Here is a 19,094-nt window from a genome sequence, read left to right as displayed (position 1 = left end):
GGGACAGACCTGTTCAGTTCCCGCCAAACGAGAAAGGACAACCATGTCAGACCAGATGCAGCACATCACCCTCGCCAGCCGCCCCACCGGCGCGCCCACGCCCGACAACTTCTCGCTCGAAACGGCCCCCGTTCCGACGCCGGGCAAAGGCGAAGTATTGGTCCGCGTCCATTACATGTCGCTCGATCCCTACATGCGCGGCCGCATGGACGATGCCAAATCCTATGCCGCCCCCCTGCCCGTCGGCGGCACGATGGAAGGCGGCGGCGTGGGCGAAGTGCTGACCTCCAACGCGGACGGCTTTGCACCCGGCGACATGGTCTTCGGTATGCTCGGCTGGGCCACCCACGCCGTGGCAGATGCCAAAATGCTGCGCAAACTCGACCCGAACGCTGGCCCCGTCACGGCGGCCCTTGGCGTGCTGGGTATGCCGGGCTTCACCGGCTGGCACGGGCTGATGGAGTACGGACGGCCCAAATCCGGCGAAACACTGGTCGTGGCCGCTGCCACAGGCCCTGTTGGCTCCATGGTCGGCCAGCTGGCAAAGTCACTCGGCCTGCGCACGGTCGGCATCGCGGGCGGCGCGGACAAATGCGCGCTAGCCACCGACACCTTCGGCTTCGACGCCTGCATCGACCACCGCGCCCATGCCGATGCAAAATCCCTCCGCGCAGCACTCAAGGACGCATGCCCGGACGGCATCGACATCTACTTCGAAAACGTCGGCGGCAAGGTGCTGGAAGCCGTCATGCCGCTGATGACCCCCCATGGGCGCATCCCGGTCTGCGGCATGATCTCATGGTACAACGCCGGTGGCCTCGGCGCAGGCGCCGACACACCGCTCTCGGCCCCCGCCCTCTGGCGCCCCATCCTGGTCAAGTTCCTGTCGGTCAACGGCTTCATCATCTCCAACCACTGGGACCGCTTCCCAACCTTCCTCGGCGAAGTCGCGCCCAAGGTCCTGAGCGGAGAGATCAAAGTGGTCGAAGACATCGCCGAAGGACTGGAGAACGCGCCCAAAGCGTTCATGGGCCTGCTCGAAGGCAAAAACGTCGGCAAACAGATCGTAAAGGTGGTGTGACGCCGCGACTGGGTCGGCGGGCGGGCGCATTTGCCAAAGGCAAACAGAGCCGCCCCCGACCTCACGCCGCCTGCAACTTCCGCGCCTCGACCCGCGCCAGATCCAGCAACTTGTCCATATACGGCTTACCCAGATCATCATCCCGCACAGCGGCATAGAGCCGCCGGGTAAGGCCCTGTGCCGTCAACGGCCGGGTCACATAATCACTCGAATACTTCACCTCACGCACCACCCAGTCGGGCAGCACCGACACCCCCCTGTTCGACGCCACCAGCAACAAGATCACCGCCGTCAACTCCGCCTGCCGCACCGCCGCAGGTTCCACCTTGGCCGGGATCAGCAACTGGCTGAACACATCCAGCCGCGTCCGCTCCACCGGATACGTAATCAACGTCTGATCTCGAAAATCCGCCGCCTCCACATAAGGCTTCTGCGCCAGCGGATGGGTCGACGCCGCCACAAAAACCGGCGCATAATCAAAGAGTTCGACAAAGGTCACACCCGGCAAATCCTCAGGGTCCGAGGACACCACCAGATCCACCTCCTCTTTCATCAGCGCAGGCAGCGCGTCAAAGGCAAGGCCGGGGCGAATATCCACATCCACATCCGGCCAGCTCTTGCGAAACATCTCCAGGACAGGAAACAGCCACTCGAAACAGGCGTGGCACTCGATGGCAATGTGCAGCCGCCCGGACGAGCCATCGCGCAAGGCCGAAAACTCTGCCGCTGCCGCCTCCACCTGGGGCAACACCTGCTCCGCCAGCCGCAACAGCCGCAGCCCGGCAGCGGACAGCTTCAGCGGTTTCGACCGACGCACGAACAGCTCTACACCTGCCTGATCCTCCAGCCCCTTGATCTGGTGGCTCAGCGCAGACTGGGTGATGTGCAACTGATCGGCCGCACGGGCCAAGCCACCCGCCTCGTGGATGGCCTTGATCGTGCGCAGATGGCGAAACTCGATATGCATACAGAACTCATGTTCATGTTGAGAGTTATGAATTTGCCTCAAGATACGCAGCAGGGCATCCTGCAACAAGCCCAAAGGAGCCCCCCATGCCCACACCCGACGTCGCGTTGTCATTCGAAACCTTCCCACCGAAGTCGCTCGACGCGTCCTTCCACCTCTGGGACACGGTTCAGGCGCTCGCCCCCCTGAACCCGCGTTTCGTCTCCGTGACCTATGGCGCAGGCGGCACGACCCAATCACTGACACAGGAAGCTGCGCAAACCCTGCGCAAGACCTCCGGCCTGCCGGTCGCCGCGCACCTCACATGCACCGGTCAAAGCCGCGAGGATGTGTTGGCCACCGCCCAGCGCTACGCCAAGAGCGGGGTCAAGGACATCGTGGCCCTGCGCGGCGACGCCCCCGGCGGCGGCGCGTTCGAGGCGCACCCGGACGGCTTTGCCAACAGCATCGACCTGATCCGCGCCCTCGCCGACATGGGCGGCTTCACCATCCGCGTCGGCGCCTACCCCGACAGCCACCCGGACGCCGCCTCAACCCAACAAAACATCGACTGGCTCAAGGCCAAACTCGACGCAGGCGCGTCCGAGGCCATCACCCAATTCTTCTTCGAAGCCGACAGCTTCCTGCGCTTCCGTGACGCCTGCGCCGCCGCCGGGGTCACTGCCCCCATCACGCCCGGCATCTTCCCCGTCGCCAACTGGACCCGCGCCCGCAAATTCGCAGACACCTGCGGCGCCTACATCCCCGCGGCCACCGCAACCGCCTTCGACCGGGCGGATCGCGAGGATCGGGCCCAGCTCTTCGCCCTGACCCACTGCGCCGACCTCTGTGACACCCTCATCACCGAAGGCGTCGACAAGCTGCACTTCTACACGCTCAACCGCCCCGACCTGACCCTCAAGGTCTGCCGCGCCCTGGGCCTCGTCCGCCCCACCCAAATGCGCAACGTCGCCTAGACAGACGGCACCGGACAGTCTGCCACACCAGCTGCGCAGGGCGGCGCGGTCACCGGACCCTGAAAATGCAGGCCTATTCCGGCTCTCCCGGAGCATCGCATAACACTTCGCGACTGCAACGCCACCTCTTCACCGGGTAATCACCCACTGAGGCCTTTGCTGATCCGTCCCACGGCATTCGCCGCTTCACGAGCCGGTCCGACTTCCCTGTTTCGAAAAAACCCGGGGGAGCGGCGCGGCCGCGGGGGCTGGCCCCCCTCCACAACTTCCCACTAGACCAATCGGTCTGATCCCACTACCGTCCCGGCAACAAACCCGGAGACGCCCATGCCCCGCCTCGCCCAAACCATGGCCGACCTGCCCAGCCAGGACGAACTCTTGTCCATGTCCGGCCTCGCCTTCATGCAGGGCATCCTCGACGGAACAGTCCCCGGTCCACCCATTGGACACACGCTCGGCTACGCACTTCACGCGGTCAAGGACGGCGAGATCACCTTCCGCGGCACACCCGAATTCGACGTGACCAACCCAATGGGCACCGTACATGGCGGCTGGTACGGCACATTGCTGGACAGCGCCATGGCCTGCGCCGTGATGACCAAAGTGCCTGCCGGGTCCGTCTACACAACGCTGGAATACAAGATCAACATCACCCGCGGCATCCCACTCGGGATGGAAATCGCCTGCATTGGCCGCGTCGACCACGCCGGGCGCAGCACAGGGGTCGCCACGGGCGAAATCCGGGGGGTCGACGACGGCAAACTCTATGCCACGGGCTCAACAACCTGCATCATCATGAAGCTGCGCTGAAACGCAGCAGTGTTTATGGGACGGCGGGCGGGGCGAATTTGACCCATCGGGTCAAAGAGCGTCCGCACCCGTCCCACGCAAATCCGCCACCCATTCCGACCAGGATCGCGGCGGCGGGGCCTGTGCGACGGTGGGATGCACCCGCTCGGACGGATCTACGCCCACCAGGCGGGGCCGCCGCGTCACGAACCATTTGCCCATCCCGACAAACGTCCCCATCGACGGCGCGCTTGCATCCTGCACAAACCGCGACGCCCAGCCCTCGGGCAAGGGCAGCCCACAGCGCTCCGCCTGCTCCAGCATCCAGACCAGCGGAATATTGGCCAAAGGACGGGACGCGCGCCGCCCCGACAGATGCCCGCCCACATCTCCATGCACGCCCCGGAACCACATCTGCACCAGATGCCCGTCCCAATCGGCGGTCGTGTCCCACATCACCGGGGCATAGGCGACGCGCGTCTCGTTCCGGGCGACGGCATGAAATCCATGCTTCACCGACTTGCCCAGCTGATGGTTGTGAAACGCATGGCGCGGCGCGCTCAACCGCCACAGGAATGGCATGTTCAGGCCCAGCGCCTTGACCGTATCCCATACCCCGATCATCTCGATCTCGACCGAAGCATGGCAATTGTTGCGCACGAAGATACGAGCGGCATCCCCATCCGGGCTGCACTCGTAATGGCGATAGACATCTCGGATATTACGCTCGGTCGCGGCCTCGGGCTTCAACAGTCCGACACGATCAATGATCCCCGCCAACGACCGCACTGCATAGGCACCCCGCGAATAGCCCAGCAGAAACACCTTGTCGCCAGGCCGATACCGGGACGCAAGATAGCCATAGGCCCGCCGGATCTGCCGGTTGATCCCCCGACCAAAGATCACGTCGCCCGCCTTCCGCCAATGCGACCACTGCAGGCCCGGCTCATAGTAAAGCGACACCGCGCTGCCCATCTCTTCCAGCAGCTTGGCGGTCAGCCCGGCATTGGTCTCGTCCCCGGGCTCAAGGGTCGACATCGTGCCATCAATGATGATGACATGGATCGTCTGCCCACGCGCCGGAGGGTCCACCTGCGGCAGACCCGCACCAAAGCGGCGGCGCAGCCAGTGCGCAATGGCGTTATTCAGCCGCGATCCGAGCATCCCTCATCAAGTCCCAAACTTTCATCGGTGTGAATGGCATGTCCGCCTGCCGCACGCCGTGCTCCCACAGCGCATCCTGCACCGCATTGGACACCGCCGCCAATGCTCCGACCGTGCCAGCCTCGCCACAGCCCTTCATGCCCATGACATTGGCGGTGGACGGAACCGGTTCGGACGTGAATTCGATGTAGGGAACGTCGTCGGCCCGGGGCAAGGCATAGTCCATGAACGTTGCCGTGAGCAATTGGCCGTCCTCATCGAACTGAACATGCTCCGTCAGCGCCTGCCCAATGCCCTGCACGACGCCGCCATGTACCTGACCTTCGGCCAACATCGGGTTGATAAGATTGCCAAAATCATCGACGATCGCATAGCGATCCACGGTGACAACACCCGTCTCCGGATCGATCACGACTTCTGAAACATGACAGCCATTGGGGAAGCTGCGCGCCTCCAGCTTGGTGCGCTGTTCATGAACCAACAGGTCGTCTCGACCCCTCTCGCGGGCCATGTCAGCGACTTCCAGCATCGTCGGCGTCATGTTCGAACCCTCGATCCGGAATTGTTCATCATCAAAGGCGATGTCAGAGGCCGGCACCCCCTCTTCCTCGCTCAGAAACGCCACAAACGCGTCAGTCATCGCCGACACGGTGGCCAAAGTCGCCGTGTTCTGCACAGTCACGGACCGCGACCCGCCCGTGCCGCCGCCCTGCTTGATGCGGTCGCTATCACCCTGCACCACGTCGATCATCTCAACCGGAATCCCCGTCTGATCCGCCAGGAACTGGGCATAAACCGTCTCATGCCCCTGCCCGTTCGATTGGGTGCCGACATAGATGTTCACACGGCCCTCATCCGTAAACTCAACCTTCGCACTCTCGGCAGGATCACCCAAAATGCTTTCGATATAGTAACACAGGCCCAGGCCCCGCATACGGCCCTCGGCGGCATCGGCGGCTTTGCGCGCGGCAAAGCCGGGGATATCCGCCTCCGCCTCGGCGCGGGTCAACACCTTGTCGAAATCCCCCACGTCATAGGTTTCGTCGACCAGCGTCTTGTACGGAAACTGATCCGGCTTGATGAAGTTGATGCGGCGCAGCTCCAGCGGGTCCACGCCCAGCTCACGCGCCGCCCGGTCCATGGCGCGTTCAAGAATGTAAATCGCCTCAGGCCGCCCGGCCCCGCGATAGGCATCAACCTGCGTGGTGTTGGTGAAGTACCCGACCGACCGCAAATACGCGGCGGGCATGTCATAGACCCCGGTCAGCACCCGGCTGAACAACTGCGTCTGGATCGCCTGCGCATATTGCGAGTTGTAGGCCCCCATATTGGCCTCGGTAAACACGCGGTAGCCGATGATGCGATGGTTCTCATCAAAGGCCAGCTCGGTCAGCGAGGTCAGATCGCGGCCCGCGTTGTCCGACAGCATCGCCTCGGTCCGCTCCGACATCCAGCGCACGGGGCGTTTCAGCGCGCGGGCCGCATGGGCCACCACGAAATACTCAGGGTACATCATCCCCTTCATGCCGAACCCACCACCGGTGTCGGGGTTCGTCACACGAACATCGTCTGCAGGCATGTTCAGGGCCTTCGCCAATTGATCCTTGGGGCCCCAAACGCCCTGCCCGTTGATGGCAACATGCAGCCGGTCGCCCTCGGGCTCGGCGTAGCACCCACGCGGCTCCATCGAATTCACGATGATGCGGTTGTCACCCACATCCAGCGACACAACCCGCGCTGCGGTGTCAAAGGCCGCCTGCGTCGCCGCCTCATCGCCCATATGCCAGTCATAGGCCACGTTATCGGGCGCTTCGGCGTGCACAGTCTCACCACCCGAGGCCATATCCATCTTGGCCGGCAGATCGTCGTAATCAAGCATGATCAACTCAGCCGCATCCCGCGCCTGCGCCAGCGTCTCAGCCACGATGACGGCGACAGGCTCACCGACAAAGCGCAGCCGATCCCGCGCCAGAATGGGGCGCTCGGGTGCCGCACCATCCGACCCATCCCGGTTCTTCACAGTCACCCCCTGCATGGCGACATTCAGACCGGCGGCCTCCAGATCGGCCAGAGTATAGACCCCGTGCACCCCCTCAGCCTCACGCGCATCGCCCACGTCCAGCTCGGTGATCACCGCATGGGCCACAGGCGACCGAAACACGAACGACTGCAACGCATTCGCAGGCGCAATGTCATCCACATACCGACCCTCACCGGTCAGAAAGCGTACGTCCTCGCGGCGTTTCACGGGTTGGGATTTGCCGAACTTTTCCATGGGTACACTCCTGTCTGCCTGCGGACATCGTCATGCGCGAAGGTATCGCGCACGCGCCCGGTGTCCAGACACGAAAGCGACCCGATTGCTGCTGCTGCGACCCGTCCTCGCTTCATCCTGCAATCCGACAATCGGATCCGCGCAACAACACGGGACGGGCTGCAATCAAGGACCGCCAAACCCCACCCCTTGATCGGCTTTCCGCTGCCGTCACGCGGAACACCCTCTGGCCCGCGCCAGCCCAAAACGCATAGGCAGCACACGAAGAGGAGAAGGCAGCACCCCACCAGGCCTCACCCACCGCAAAACCAGTCACCGCTCCACCGCCCCGACACCACGGCGCGCCTCCCGCACTCCTGTCTGTAAAAGGGACAAGGCCCATACCCTTCTTCTGACTGAAGATACGACGGGGGAGCGCGGCACGCGCGGGGGCAGAGCCCCCCAAAAATGACGTCGCGCATCGCGCGTCCGCAAGAAAACGGGCCGACCCGACAAAACCGGATCGGCCCTTCGCTTCAGTCCTGCAGCCGGACGATGTCCCGCATCAGCCCCTCGGCCCCGTTGTGCACGGTCAGCCGCTCGACCTTGCCGGCAATCGTCTCCAGCGCTTCCAGCTCTTTCAGCCGCAGCATGACGGGGTTCTCCGCCATCACCTTGGCCGTGTTCAGCAGCGACCGCGTGGCGTTCGTTTCCTCCCGCCGCCGGATCACGTTGGCCTCGGCCTCCTTCTGGGCCGCGACCACCTGGTTCAGGATGTCCCGCATCTCGCCGGGCAGGATCACGTCTTTGAGCGCAATCTCCCCCACCTCGATGCCAAGCCCCGCCATCTCCGACCGAACCCCGGCCGCCGCCTCGGCACTCACCGACACCTTGTCGGCCAGAACCTCATCCAGCGTCAGCGCCCCAAGGGTTTTCCGGAACGCCAACTGCAACGACAGGTGCAGCGCGCCGACAAAGTCCTTGGCCTCGGCCACCGCCCGCATGGGATCGGTCACCCGGTAATCAGCCGACAGGTTCACCCGCAGCGACACCCGGTCGCGCGTCAGGATCTCCTGGCCGCCAACCTCATGGGCCTGCCACCGCGTGTCCACCAGCTTGATCAGGTGCTTCCGACCCAGCATCCAGAACCAGTGCGTGCCCGACGCGACCCGCCGCGTGACCACCCCGTCCACCGACAGGATGCCCACGTGACCGGCAGGCACCTCGGTCGAGGTCAGCGCCCGGGTCAGACCCGACCGCATCAGCCGCTGGGCCAAAGCTACAGGCACCTCGTGCCCGTCCGACAGATCAATCCGATCGACCGTCCATGGCCCCGCATCACTCCAGACAAAGGTCCGGTGATCCGGTGTCACCACCTCGAACGCCCGACCATCCCTGTTCAGGATCGCCACTTCGTCCGCACTGGTCCGCACTTGCGTCAAATGCGCCTCGACCAGATCGGGCCGCGTTTTCACAAGCGCGTCGATGTAGTCCGACTTGAAATGAGGGTCCGACATGTCGAACACCAGAACGTCCGTATTGCGCCGCGCAATACCGTGCCGTCCGGGGCCCAGAATGGTATCAAACCGGCCCTTGCGCATCACCAGCGCCCGCTCGGTTTCCGTCAGGGTCAGCATCCGCCGACCCATCACAAAATCTATCAATGTCATGTCGTCTCTCCTTCATATCTTTCGGATCATCGTCGTCGCAAAGCGCGAACTCCTTTTTGGTTTTCAGAGGGTTGCAGCCAGAACGGCTGACAGGTGTGACGCCCCGCGAAGGGCAGAAAAGACCCGGGATCGCCCCGCGCCGAAACCGCAGGTGGGGCCGGGGCGAGAGGGCGTCTGACCACCGGTCGGGGCATGGGGAAGATCGAAATCCACCCGGCCCGGACCGGCACCCGCGCGCCGTCAGTCCCATGCCCGACCACCGGTCAGAGCAGGTGCGGACCCTTTGGCATGACCGCCGAAGCGACCAAACCGCGAGGTCCACCCCTGCTGGGGCAACCCCGGATCCAAAAATGGTGAAGCCTTGCAGGCCCCTATGGGAGTCGAACCCAAAGTGTTTCCACTTTACCCATGGTCGTTGTGGCGGGACTCGAACCCGCGACACTCAGAATCAAAATCTGATGCTCTACCGATTGAGCTACACATCGTGCGTGGACCCAAACCACGTCCCTTGGTCAGCCCGGCCCTGGCATACGAGGTCGGCAGCGCCGCCCGCACCGGAAGAGTGATCACCTCTTGCCGCTAGGGTCCGACCTGATCTGTCGGGAGGCGCTGTATCTGCGGGGTGCGGGATTCGATCAACGGCGGAGTTTACGCAGCGGCAGCCCTGTGGCGCCCGCGCAACAATATTGCGCACTTGCGCAATAAATGAAAAGGCAAGAAGCAGACAACACCCTTGCAAGCGGCACTCTATGCCCCGCTGCGGACAGGAAGTTGCGCCAAAATCCGAACACCGCGCGTTGCGTTAACACCTGCCCCAGCGCCCGATGGGGGTGCACAGGGGGTGCACACATGGTGCACGGGGGGTGACACCCTGTCACCGGCCCTCAATCTCTATGAAAACAAGGTAAACGCGCACCGCGACTCACCCCTCGAACACTGGCGCCCGCTTCTGGATCTGCGCCGCAACAACCTCCATCTGCTCCGCCGTGCCGATCAATTCGGCCTGCACCCGGCTCTCCTCCAACAGCACCTCATCGGCCCCGTGCATTTCTGCATAGCCAATCAACGCCTTGGCGGCCCGCAGGGCCGATGGCGACTTCAACGTCAACGCCTCCGCCAGTTCCATCGCCGCCGCCACCGGATCATCAGCCAGTTCCGTCACCAACCCCCAAGCCTCTGCTTTCTCTGCAGAAATCGGATCAGCCGTGTAGGTCAGCTTGCGCAGCACATCCGACCGCACCAACCGAGGCAACAGCACCATTCCACCCATATCCGGCACGATCCCCCACTTCATCTCCATCACGGCAAAGCGCGCATCCCGCGCCGCAATCCGAATATCCGCACCCAGCGCCAGCTGCATGCCTGCGCCAAAGCACACCCCATGCACGGCAGCAATCACCGGCATCGGGCAGCGGGCCCACACCATGGCGACCTCCTGCCACTGGTTCGTCGTGCCCTCCCCATGGGTACGCGGCATCAGCAACTCATTGGAATCCTTACCAATCATCGCCCCCAAACCACCCACATCAATGCCCGCACAAAACCCTTTGCCCTCGCCCGAGATCACGCACACCCGCGCCTTGCTCTCGGCCACTTCCAAGCCCGCGGCAATGATCGCATCAATCATCGCCTGATCGACCGCATTCATCTTGTCCGCGCGGGTCAGGCGCACATGGGCGATGTGGTTGTCGTAGGTGACGGAAACGCGGTCAGACATGGGGGCTCTCCTCTTTGCGCCCACCCAAACCGAAAGCATCGCGGCACACCAGCAAAACGTAAGGGCATTGCCCCTGACCAGCGCCCACGCTACCCCTTCCAGCCATGACAGACCTCCGCCTCACACCGCTCGCCGCCAGCCTCCCCTCGACCGTCCCTTTCGTCGGCCCCGAAGCCCAGGAACGCGCGCGCAATGCCCCCTTCAAGGCCCGCCTCGGCGCCAACGAAAGCATCTTCGGCCCCTCCCCAAAGGTCGCCGAAGCCATGGCGCAATCGGACATCTGGAAATACGGCGACCCCGAAAATCATGAACTACGCCAGGCACTTGCCGCCCATCACGACATAGACCCAGCCAACATCATGGTGGGCGAAGGCATCGACGGCCTGCTCGGCTACCTCGCCCGCCTCTTCGTCGGCCCCGGCGATCACGTGGTGACATCCCTCGGCGCCTACCCCACCTTCAACTACCACGTCGCGGGCTTCGGCGGCACGCTCCACACCGTCCCCTACGCCGACGACCACGAAGACCCCGCCGCCCTCTTCGCCAAGGCGGCAGAGACGCAAGCCAAGCTCGTCTACCTCGCCAACCCGGATAATCCCATGGGCACGTGGCATGACGGGGAAACGCTGACGAAAGCGCTCGGCCGGCTGCCCGAAGGCACCGTGCTGGTGCTGGATGAAGCCTATATCGACTGTGCCCCGACAGGCACCGCGCCCGAACTCGACGCAAACGACCCCCGTGTGATCCGGACGCGCACGTTTTCCAAAGCCTACGGCATGGCAGGCGCACGGGTCGGCTACGCCATCGGAGCCGCACCGCTGATCGACGCCTTCAACAAGGTGCGCAACCATTTCGGCATGAACCGCGCCGCACAGGCGGGCGCGCTCGCAGCTCTCAACGATCAGACATACCTCGCAAAAACCGTGGCCCAAATCGCCACAGCCCGCACCCGGATCGACGACATCGCCCGCGCCAACGGGCTCACCACCCTCCCCTCGGCCACCAACTTCGTCGCCATCGACTGCGGCCGCGACGGCACCTTTGCCAAGGCGGTGCTCGATGGGCTGATCGCACGCGGCATCTTTGTCCGTATGCCCTTCGCCGCACCGCAAAACCGCTGCATCCGCGTCAGCTGCGGTACCCCGTCCAACCTCGACGCCTTCGCCGCCGCCCTGCCCCTTGCGCTGGAAGACGCCAACAGGGGCTGACAGGCGCAACCGGAGGGCTATAGTCAACCGACACTCAACGCTCTCAGGCTTCGCCATGGACGATCACCACACCGGAACCGCGCCAAACTATACCAAAGCCTGCATCGTGATGTTCGGTGTCAACATCACGTGGATCCTGGTTGCAATCTGGGCGATCTGGGGCCTGATTGCGGCCATGCTGCTGGGGCTCGGTGTGAACCACCTGATCGAACGGGGCAAGGTCTGGGCCGCCGCACGGCAAGAGGCCTCCATCCGGCGCGGCAAATCGTTCTAGTTGCGGCCCGCTGACCCAACGCCTGCCTTTAACATTTCATAAATCGGAACCCCTTAGGGTCCGCCGATGTTGTCGGACACGGAAGGCGCCGATGGTCTTGCAGAAGATGGCAAAGACATCCGTCCGGCGCGCTTGAGAATGACGCAACCGGTGATGACAACGTGAAACCCTCTGCCCTGACCGTCTGCCTCGCGGCGCTCCTCATGATCGCACAGGCGCTGCACGCGCAGCAGACGCATGTGGACCGGGTTGTGGCCGCCCACTACCCGCCGCTCATGATCGACGGGGCCCCGGGCCGCCCCGGATACGCCATCGACGTCCTGCAGGAGGCCGCCCGCCGCGCAGGGCGCAGCATCGACCTGCAGTTCCTGCCCTTCCAACGGGCGGTGCACGAGATTTTGACGGACGACGCCACGCTGATGCCCGCGCTGTTCAAGGGCAAGGCGCATGACGACCAGATCCTGTGGGTGGTCGAATACCACCGCACGGGCCTCAGCTTTGCCAGCCTCTCCAACCGCGTCGACACTATCGAACAGGCGCGCGATTTATCGGCCATCGTCGTTGAACGGGGCACGACGTCAGAACAGGTTCTGTCGCAGCTTGGGTTCGACAACCTCCAATACACACGCTCACCGCAGGCCAGCGCCAACATGCTCGCGTCCGGGCGGGCCGATGCATGGCTCCTGACCGAAGACATGATGCGCATGACCTGGTCCATGCTGGATATGGACACCGCCCTTTCGGTCGGCAGCTCCATCCGCGACATCCCGGTCTTCCTGGTGGCCAGCCCGGCCCTGCCGGATGACACCCGCCGCGCCTATCAAACCGCAATCAACGCCATGCGCAACGATGGGACCCTTGCCCGCTTGCTGCAGCGCTACCAAGCGTCCGCGCATTAGCGCAGGCAGGGCAGGCACAGGCTAAACCCTTGCAATCTCGGCCGCAGCGGTCCCCAGCGCATCCCGCCCATGCGGCACGCCAAGCGCGGTCAGCCCTGCTTCGATCCCGCCCAAGAGGCCCATGATCATGTGCCCGTTCACATGGCCCATATGACCCAGCCGGAAAAATCCGTGCCAAGCCGGATCACCCGGCGGTGCCATGCCCAGCCCGATGCCGAGGGTCAGGCCCAAATGCGCCTCTGTCCAGTCGCGCAAGGCGGTGGCGTGCGGCGCCTCAAGGCGCAGGGCGGTCACGGCGCAACTGCGCCGCGCGGGCGCGGCCACGTTCAATTCCAGCGGCCCTTCCGCCCCCCAAGCATCGCAAGCGGCCCAGATGGCGCGGGCCAGCCGTTCATGGCGGGTCCAGATCGCCTCCATCCCCTCGGTATGGATCATGTCCAGCGCAGTGCGCAGACCATACAGGTGATGGGTCGGCGCCGTCCCGTTCCAATACATGAAAAACTCATCCGGGTTGGCACGGGGCGACCAGTCCCAATAACGGCTCACCCGCGGCATGGCCCGGCGGACCGCATCCGCCTTGTCGTTGAAAAAGACGAACGCCATGCCCGGCGGCACCATCAACCCCTTCTGGCAGCCCGCCACCATCACATCGACGCCCCAGGCATCCATCTCGAACCGGTCACAACCCAACGACGCGATGCAGTCGGCCATCAAAAGCGCAGGATGGCCCACCTCGTCCAGCAATGCGCGCAGCGCCGCCACGTCGTTCCGGATCGAGGTCGAGGTGTCCACATGCACGGCCAGCACCGCCTTGATCTCGTGGCCCGTGTCCGCGCGCAGCGCCTCGGCCATGCGCTCCATATCCCACGGCGCGCGTTTCCCGAAATCGAGGATCCGGGTCTGCACGCCAAGCCCCTCCGCCATATCGGCCCAGCCATGTGCAAATCGGCCCGTGGCCGGGACAAGCACCGTGTCACCCTCGCCCACCGTATTGGCGAGCGCAGCCTCCCACGCCGCATGGCCGTTGCCAATATACATTGCCACATGCGCCTCCGTCCGGGCCACGCGCTTGAGGTCGGGCACGATGCTCGCGGCGATGTCCACGATCTCGCCCGCATAGATGTTGGGGGCCGCGCGGTGCATGGCCTGCAACACGGGCTCGGGCATCACCGAAGGGCCGGGAATGGCCAGATATTCACGTCCGCCCAGATGCTTGTCGGGTGATGTCATGGAAACGCTCCGCCGTGTTGAAGTCCCGCGCACAGTAGCGCCGCGCCAAGCGGCGTCAATCGACCTCAACGCAGTTCACGACCGGCGATAGCGCTCTGCGAGCTTGTCGGGACTGACGCCTGCAAAATAGCGCAGCAACGACCACAAATTGCGCGTTCCGCGACGGACCCAGCCCTGACGGCGGTACTTGTCGGCTCTGGTGACGGCCACAGCATCGAGTTGCATCAATGCCCCTCGCAGCGCGCGGGACATTGCCACATCCTCCATCAGCGGGATCTCCGCATACCCCCCCACACGCGCATAGTGATCACGCCGGATCAGCAGCCCCTGATCGCCATAGGGCAGCCCAAACAGACGCGCCCGCAGGTTGGCCCATGCCGCAACCAAACGCCCACCGCGGTCGAAGCCCAGTTTGAAATAGCCAGCCTCCCGCCGCGCCAGATGCGGCACCACAGCCTCGGTCCAGCCGGGGGCAAGGCACGTATCGGCATGGATCACCAGAAACCACTCGGCCCGCGCTGCTGCCACGCCCCGGCGCAACTGCCCTCCACGTGACGCAGGGCCTGTGACAATCCCTGCCCCCCACGCATCGGCGAGCGTGGTGGTGTCGTCCGTCGACCCGCCGTCGCTCACCACCAGTTCAGCAATCAACCCCGCATCGACGCCTTCCATCAACGCCTCCAGACAACCGCTCAGGGTGGTCTCGGCATTCAACGTCGGCACGATGACAGAGATAGGTGCAGGCACGCGAAGCCCCCCTTTCGATTGGTCCTTGCGCTGCTATATGACAAGGGACGTCCGCAAAAGGAACTCACATGTCCGACCGTCACATCTTCCGCCTCTCCGGCCCCGATACGCACAGCTTCCTGCAGGGGCTCGTGACCAACGACGTGGACGGGCTGAAGGACGGGCTGGTCTACGCTGCCCTCTTGACGCCGCAAGGCAAATACATGGCGGACTTCTTCCTTGTCCCGGACGGAGACGCGGTCTTGCTCGACGCGCATGGCGATCAGGCGGACATGCTGCGGCAGCGGCTGACGATGTACAAATTGCGGGCCAACGTCATGCTCGAGGACACGGACCTGCACGTGCACCGTGGTACCGGGGACATTCCGGCGGACGGCCTTGCGGACCCGCGGCACAAGGCGATGGGCTGGCGGGCCTACCGGGACACGGCCCAGACGGACGACACCACCGATTGGACGGCGCTCCGGGTGGCCCACATGATCCCGGAAACGGGCATCGAACTGACGCCGGACACGTTCATTCTCGAGGTCGGGTTCGACACGCTCAACGGCGTCGACTTTCGCAAGGGATGCTATGTTGGTCAGGAAGTGACAGCGCGGATGAAGCACAAAACCACCCTGCGCAAAGGGCTGGCCCCTGTTCTTGTCGCGGGCGCAGCCGATCCCGGCACCGAGATCAAGGCGGGCGAGAAACCAGCCGGCACGCTCCTGTCGCGCGCAGGCGACAAGGCCATCGCCTACCTGCGCTTCGACCGGGCCGAGGGCGACATGCAGGCGGGCGAGGCCACGGTCACCCGCACCGAGTGACCCGACGGCCCGCCTCCGCTATGTCGCGTGAACAAGGCCCTTCGTACACCGGTTCGAAGCGTGGTGCCGGGCCGATCATGCCGAAACTGACCTCTGGCCCGGTCGTCGCGACCAGGCCGAAGCGGACGTTCACCTCAGCTTCTGACCTCGTCAGGTTACGGACCTTGCGCCGTTTCGCAGTGGCCGGTCTCAGGACAGTCACCTTGGCAAAACAGTTCTGCCTCAGGGTGTCACAAGGCTTTGGGAATTGGCGAACAGCAACTCGTCTCAGCCGGATTCACCCCAGCGTGCAAACTCCGCAAGAAGTCTTTGGAACTCTGCTGGCGTCGGAAACGCATCATAAGAATGAACGGCGGGTGTAACAGCCCATGGCAGCCTGTCTTGCGTCATCGTTTCGACAAAGGGCGTGAACCAGGAGCTGTCGTCACACAGCGTCACGCGTACGTTCACCCGTTCATCCGCGCCTTCGACTTTCGTGAACAGCAAGGTCATGCAGAGGGGACAGAAAAAGTGATGCCGCCGCGATCCCGGCAAAGGTCTTGCAACCGGCCTACCCTTCACAATCCTGAAGCCGCTCGCCGGGATCATCGCTCCGAGCGAAAACGCACTCGCACTCATTCTCTGGCAGTCCAAGCAGTGACACGCGAGCGTCATTATTGGAGGAGCCAGGATTTCAAACCGGATCGCGGAACAGCGGCAGGTTCCGCCAGCAGGCAGGTTTGGTTGGCGCATGCCAAATCTCCATTTTTTTGGGGGAATGCCGGTTCGGAACTACGAAACAGGTTGCGCGCAGGTCACGTTGGGCTGGGCAAAAACCTATCAATCATCGCTGCGTTCGTAAATGACGGGGTTCAAGGATAGCGTTTCGCCGCAGGGTGGTCGCCAGCACGTCCACGCAGCGGGCTCACGTCAATGCTCTGCCACCAGTTGGATAGCTTGCACGCAGACGCGGCGTTGATCTTTCAAAATCGACGGCAGCCTTGAGCCGCCCTTACCCCGCATTGACCATGCGCGCGCCCGGTCCGGAAAACGTGCGCGAATGTCGCCACAAATGGGGCCAAGCAAAGGAATGCTAAGCTCTGGGTTCAGAGACCGGTGGCCAGTCGCACTTGTGTGTCGGCGTCAAAAATGGTTGCGTAGGCGCGGTCGAATGAAAGCGGAACCCGGTTCGAGCCCGGTGCAAATCGGGCTTGCATCCGTGCCAAGACGTCGACACCGCCCCATTCGAAGGTCAGAAACGTGTCCGACCCGGTGTCTTCCATCATGCTTGGGTTGGCCTCAACAATCGCACCTTCTTCGGCAAAGCTGAAATGCTCGGGCCGGACACCGACAAGCACGTCTCGCGGCAGATTGGAAAGCGAGGTTGCAATCCGGCTGTCACCTATCTGCAAATACCCGTCGGCAAAGGTTGCCGGGATCAGGTTCATCGGCGGCGATCCCATGAAGTCTGCGACAAAGGTATTCGCCGGCGTGTCATAGATCTCGGCCGGTGTCCCGATCTGCTGCACGTGGCCGCCTTTCAGAACGACGATCCGGCTTGCAAGTGTCATGGCCTCGACCTGATCATGGGTGACGTAGACGATGCTCGCGCCTGTTTTCATGTGCAGTCTTTTGATCTCCGCACGCATCTCGACGCGTAGCTTCGCATCCAGATTGGACAGTGGCTCATCGAACAGGAACAGCCTTGGCTCCCGCACCAAGGCACGCCCCATCGCGACGCGCTGGCGTTGCCCGCCGGACAGCTGGCTCGGTTTCCGGTCCAGCAGATGGTCGATTTGCAGCAACTCTGCGACAGACTGGATTTTCTGCTGCATCTTGTCCTTTGGTATGCCGCGGATCTTCATGCCGAAGCCGATATTCTCCCCGACGCTCATGGTCGGGTAAAGCGCGTAGGACTGGAACACCATCGCGATGTCGCGGTCCTTGGGCGGTTCCTGCGTCACGTCACGCCCACCGATGAAAAGCCGGCCCGAGCTGATCTCTTCCAGCCCGGCAATGCAATTGAGCAGCGTGGACTTGCCGCATCCCGAAGGACCGACAAGCACAAGAAATTCGCCCTCGGCCATGTCGATATCAAGATCATGCAAGACCTCGACTGCTCCGTAGGTCTTGCGCAATCCACGCACCGACAGGGCACGGGAGGTGTCCGTGTCATCAAGGGCCATCGGGTGTCTCCGGTTTTGGGGCGGGCCCGGTAGAGCAGCGAATGATCAGGTCGGCCCTGAGCATCACCTGTAGCTCATGTGCCGGCTTGCCGTTCAAATGATCTACCAACATGTGTGCCAGCGGTGCGCAGGCATCACGCATCGGTGCGCGCGTGACCGTCAGGGCCGGTTCGAAATTGATGGCGCGGGTGTGCGGCAGTGCGTCATCGTGGGCCATGATGGAGACATTGCCAGGCACATGCAGCCCGAGATGTCGAATGGCCCGCATGGCACCCGCTGCCACCACGGTCGACGTGCAGATAATTCCAGTTGGGGGCGCCTCGCCCGACAGAAGGTCAAGCGCCTGGGAATAGCCATGGCTTTCCAGGGTCGCGCCTGTCCTTATGAGGTCCTTGCCCAATCCGAAGGTGTCCATGGCGGCCTCGAACGCGGTGAGACGATCACGTGCAAACGCGGCCGACACTTCGCCGTTGATCAGCGCAATGCGCCGATGGCCCAGCTGTGCCAGCAGCCGAACGGAATCGGTCGAGACTGCAAAGTTGTCTATCCCGTAGGTGGGGTAGCTCGGGCATGCCCGGTCCTGACCGTGCAGCACAAAGGGGATGCCACGCTCTTGCAGAAAGGTGACGCGCGGGTCATCCGGGACCGGCGCGTTTAGAATGAAGCCGTCGAGAACATCGCGTTCCAGCATCCGCTGGTAGGGCAGCACGGGATCCTGGGCCTGATCGACGGCCAGCACCAGATCGGTTTCGCGCTCTGACAGTGCGGCCGTCAGCCCGGTCAGCATCTCAAAGAACGTTTGGTCGGCGCTCATGTCCGGCTTGATCTTCACGATCATGCCGACCATGCCCGAGCGTCCGGTCACAAGCCGCTGCGCCACCCGGTTCGGGCGATAGCCAAGTCTGTCTGCGGCCTCCCGCACTCTTTGGCGGGTGGCTTCCTTGACCTCGGGAAACCCGTTCAAGGCGCGGCTGACGGTCGCCACCGACAGCCCAAGCTCTTCCCCGATTTTCTTCAGCGTTGCCAAAGGTCAACCTCAAAGCGTTTCAAGCAAATTTTCGCCTGATGTAGGTTTTCTGGCATAAAGTAACGGAAAAAGCAAATTTTAAACGTTTTGAACAATTTTGAATTTCTTGATACGCTCTTCCAGAATCGTCGGGAGGATTT

Annotated in this window: 17 protein-coding genes and 1 tRNA gene; 7 read left to right on the top strand and 11 right to left on the bottom strand. The window is 63.4% G+C overall.

Features of this window, described 5'->3' with window-relative positions:
• Window positions 1-43: 43 nt before the first annotated feature.
• Window positions 44-1,081, top strand: coding sequence for an NADP-dependent oxidoreductase (locus tag KUV51_RS03240; protein WP_222520172.1), 1,038 nt, complete (start codon window positions 44-46; stop codon window positions 1,079-1,081).
• Between the two features lie 61 nt (window positions 1,082-1,142).
• Here KUV51_RS03240 and KUV51_RS03235 read toward each other — a convergent pair whose 3' ends face one another.
• A complete protein-coding gene (locus KUV51_RS03235; RefSeq protein WP_222520171.1) occupies window positions 1,143-2,048 on the bottom strand; it encodes a LysR family transcriptional regulator in 906 nt (301 codons plus the stop codon).
• Window positions 2,049-2,134: 86 nt separating this feature from the next.
• Between KUV51_RS03235 and KUV51_RS03230 the strand changes: the two genes are divergently transcribed.
• Both KUV51_RS03230 and KUV51_RS03225 read left to right on the top strand, forming a co-directional pair.
• A complete protein-coding gene (locus tag KUV51_RS03230) occupies window positions 2,135-3,004 on the top strand; it encodes a methylenetetrahydrofolate reductase (RefSeq protein ID WP_222520170.1) in 870 nt (289 codons plus the stop codon).
• Between the two features lie 327 nt (window positions 3,005-3,331).
• On the top strand, window positions 3,332-3,814 hold the full coding sequence (locus KUV51_RS03225) for a PaaI family thioesterase (RefSeq protein ID WP_222520169.1): 483 nt from the start codon (window positions 3,332-3,334) through the stop codon (window positions 3,812-3,814).
• A gap of 51 nt (window positions 3,815-3,865) precedes the next feature.
• On the opposite strand, the gene KUV51_RS03220 is transcribed toward KUV51_RS03225, so the two are convergent.
• The 5 genes from KUV51_RS03220 to KUV51_RS03200 all read right to left on the bottom strand — a co-directional run bounded on the left by KUV51_RS03220 (window position 3,866) and on the right by KUV51_RS03200 (window position 10,598).
• On the bottom strand, window positions 3,866-4,957 hold the full coding sequence (locus tag KUV51_RS03220) for a DUF2235 domain-containing protein (protein WP_222520168.1): 1,092 nt from the start codon (window positions 4,955-4,957) through the stop codon (window positions 3,866-3,868).
• A complete protein-coding gene (locus KUV51_RS03215; protein WP_222520167.1) occupies window positions 4,935-7,232 on the bottom strand; it encodes a xanthine dehydrogenase family protein molybdopterin-binding subunit in 2,298 nt (765 codons plus the stop codon). Before KUV51_RS03215 ends, KUV51_RS03220 begins: the two co-directional genes overlap by 23 nt.
• A gap of 515 nt (window positions 7,233-7,747) precedes the next feature.
• Window positions 7,748-8,881, bottom strand: coding sequence for a slipin family protein (locus KUV51_RS03210; RefSeq protein WP_222520166.1), 1,134 nt, complete (start codon window positions 8,879-8,881; stop codon window positions 7,748-7,750).
• Window positions 8,882-9,290: 409 nt separating this feature from the next.
• Window positions 9,291-9,366 (bottom strand) — tRNA-Gln (locus tag KUV51_RS03205).
• Between the two features lie 437 nt (window positions 9,367-9,803).
• Window positions 9,804-10,598: a crotonase/enoyl-CoA hydratase family protein gene (locus tag KUV51_RS03200; protein ID WP_222520165.1), complete on the bottom strand. Its 795-nt coding sequence runs from the start codon at window positions 10,596-10,598 to the stop codon at window positions 9,804-9,806.
• Window positions 10,599-10,702: 104 nt separating this feature from the next.
• Between KUV51_RS03200 and KUV51_RS03195 the strand changes: the two genes are divergently transcribed.
• The 3 genes from KUV51_RS03195 to KUV51_RS03185 all read left to right on the top strand — a co-directional run bounded on the left by KUV51_RS03195 (window position 10,703) and on the right by KUV51_RS03185 (window position 12,979).
• Window positions 10,703-11,806 (top strand): pyridoxal phosphate-dependent aminotransferase, encoded by a 1,104-nt coding sequence (locus tag KUV51_RS03195; protein ID WP_222520164.1) that lies wholly within the window; start codon window positions 10,703-10,705, stop codon window positions 11,804-11,806.
• Between the two features lie 55 nt (window positions 11,807-11,861).
• Window positions 11,862-12,080 carry a hypothetical protein gene (locus tag KUV51_RS03190; RefSeq protein WP_222520163.1) on the top strand — a complete coding sequence of 73 codons (219 nt, stop codon included), beginning with the start codon at window positions 11,862-11,864 and terminating at the stop codon, window positions 12,078-12,080.
• Window positions 12,081-12,241: 161 nt separating this feature from the next.
• The gene (locus KUV51_RS03185; RefSeq protein ID WP_222520162.1) at window positions 12,242-12,979 is read left to right on the top strand and encodes a substrate-binding periplasmic protein; all 738 of its coding nucleotides are present in this window, start codon (window positions 12,242-12,244) and stop codon (window positions 12,977-12,979) included.
• Between the two features lie 21 nt (window positions 12,980-13,000).
• Here KUV51_RS03185 and KUV51_RS03180 read toward each other — a convergent pair whose 3' ends face one another.
• Window positions 13,001-14,209, bottom strand: a complete 1,209-nt coding sequence (locus tag KUV51_RS03180; RefSeq protein ID WP_222520161.1) for a pyridoxal-phosphate-dependent aminotransferase family protein — start codon at window positions 14,207-14,209, stop codon at window positions 13,001-13,003.
• A 75-nt stretch (window positions 14,210-14,284) separates the two neighbouring features.
• Window positions 14,285-14,956 (bottom strand): TIGR04283 family arsenosugar biosynthesis glycosyltransferase, encoded by a 672-nt coding sequence (locus KUV51_RS03175; RefSeq protein WP_222520160.1) that lies wholly within the window; start codon window positions 14,954-14,956, stop codon window positions 14,285-14,287.
• A gap of 68 nt (window positions 14,957-15,024) precedes the next feature.
• Between KUV51_RS03175 and KUV51_RS03170 the strand changes: the two genes are divergently transcribed.
• Window positions 15,025-15,762: a YgfZ/GcvT domain-containing protein gene (locus KUV51_RS03170; RefSeq protein ID WP_222520159.1), complete on the top strand. Its 738-nt coding sequence runs from the start codon at window positions 15,025-15,027 to the stop codon at window positions 15,760-15,762.
• Window positions 15,763-16,029: 267 nt separating this feature from the next.
• Here KUV51_RS03170 and KUV51_RS03165 read toward each other — a convergent pair whose 3' ends face one another.
• The 3 genes from KUV51_RS03165 to KUV51_RS03155 all read right to left on the bottom strand — a co-directional run bounded on the left by KUV51_RS03165 (window position 16,030) and on the right by KUV51_RS03155 (window position 18,954).
• Window positions 16,030-16,416: a GFA family protein gene (locus tag KUV51_RS03165; RefSeq protein ID WP_261385713.1), complete on the bottom strand. Its 387-nt coding sequence runs from the start codon at window positions 16,414-16,416 to the stop codon at window positions 16,030-16,032.
• Between the two features lie 431 nt (window positions 16,417-16,847).
• Window positions 16,848-17,927 carry an ABC transporter ATP-binding protein gene (locus KUV51_RS03160; protein ID WP_222520157.1) on the bottom strand — a complete coding sequence of 360 codons (1,080 nt, stop codon included), beginning with the start codon at window positions 17,925-17,927 and terminating at the stop codon, window positions 16,848-16,850.
• On the bottom strand, window positions 17,917-18,954 hold the full coding sequence (locus KUV51_RS03155) for a LacI family DNA-binding transcriptional regulator (RefSeq protein WP_222520156.1): 1,038 nt from the start codon (window positions 18,952-18,954) through the stop codon (window positions 17,917-17,919). Before KUV51_RS03155 ends, KUV51_RS03160 begins: the two co-directional genes overlap by 11 nt.
• Window positions 18,955-19,094 lie beyond the last annotated feature (140 nt).

This window comes from Tateyamaria omphalii (assembly GCF_019802125.1).
Taxonomy (GTDB): domain Bacteria; phylum Pseudomonadota; class Alphaproteobacteria; order Rhodobacterales; family Rhodobacteraceae; genus Tateyamaria; species Tateyamaria omphalii_B.
This window is presented reverse-complemented; position numbering and strand designations above follow the sequence as displayed.